1 protein-coding gene is annotated in these 1334 nt (G+C 28.9%); it reads right to left on the bottom strand.

The window, feature by feature from the left end; all coding sequences use genetic code 11:
* Positions 1 to 392: 392 nt before the first annotated feature.
* A complete protein-coding gene (locus tag ACP6PK_RS04740) occupies positions 393 to 1208 on the bottom strand; it encodes an ion transporter (RefSeq protein ID WP_426558214.1) in 816 nt (271 codons plus the stop codon).
* Between the last annotated feature and the right edge of the window lie 126 nt (positions 1209 to 1334).

Here is a 1334-nt window from a genome sequence, read left to right as displayed (position 1 = left end):
TATATAGCGCGATAATTTATTGCTTATCTGTTAACTGAAATAGTCTTGATATTTGACATTAGCATTTTTTCTTCATTATTTATCATTGATCAAAGGGAATAGGGAGTAGGGAGTAGGGAGTAGGCAAAAATAATTGATTTATATAGCGCGATAATTTATTGCTTATCTGTTAACTGAAATAGCCTTGATATTTGACATTAGCATTTTTTCTTGATTATTTATCATTGATAAAACAGCTAAAGTCTAGCTGAATGCTTACTCTCTAGATTGCCGAATAATTAATAATTAAATAATTCAATTTTTAACGTCTCCCTAAAAGTAAAAGGTAATTATCAATTATCAATTATTAATTATTCATTATCAATTATCAATTATCAATTATCCATTATCAATTATTCATCTATCTTTCTACCACAATGAGGACAAATAATAGACTTTTTTTGCTGACCTAAAGCTCGTTTTTTTTGAATTTCCTCAGTAAAACCAGAAGCAACTATACCTGTGGGTAAAGCAAATATTCCAACACCAATTAATGCAACGATCGCTCCTAAAAATCTACCTAAAGGAGTAATAGGATAAACATCTCCATAACCGACAGTTGTTAAAGTAACAACTCCCCACCACATAGCAGCAGGAATATGAGGAAAATTTTCTGGTTGAGCTTCATTTTCAGCAAAGTACATTAGACTGGCAGAAGTTACTAATAAAATTACACCAATAAATATAGCAATTACTATTTCTTCTTGTTTTGATTTAATGACTTGAGCAAATAATTTTGTCGTGTCGGAATATCTGGTTATTTTGAATATTCTAAATATTCTAAAGAGACGAAATGAACGAGTAAATATTAAGTTTGGCAAGAATAAAGGTAAGTAAAATGGCAAAATAGCAATTAAATCAATAATTACTAATGGTTTGAACATAAATTTGATTCTTCCCCAGATAGAATGTTTATATCCAGAAGCAACATTAGATGACCAAATGCGCAAAATATATTCAATAGTAAATATGATTACTGATATTAGTTCAAAGTTATCTAACCAAGTTTTATATTGTTGATAAATGTCTTCTACTGTGGAGATAATCACAGTTATAATATTGAGAATAATTAATGTAATGATGAAGACTTTAAAGATTTTGCTGTAGGTGTCTCCGGGATTATCTAGCTCAATAATTTCAAATATTCGGCGTTGAATTTTGTGGAGCATTTTTTCTAGGGAAGTTTGAGAGTTATTTTTATATTTTAGTGAGAATTATATAGTTATCTATATATATGATATGAGTCATAGTTTAGTCTGAGGTATTGAGATTTTAGTAGGGTGATAAATTTGAGC

Origin of the sequence: Dapis hubbardiae BLCC-M172 (assembly GCF_050016015.1) — a bacterium.
In the GTDB taxonomy this organism is placed as follows: Bacteria; Cyanobacteriota; Cyanobacteriia; order Cyanobacteriales; family Microcoleaceae; genus Trichodesmium.
This window is presented reverse-complemented; position numbering and strand designations above follow the sequence as displayed.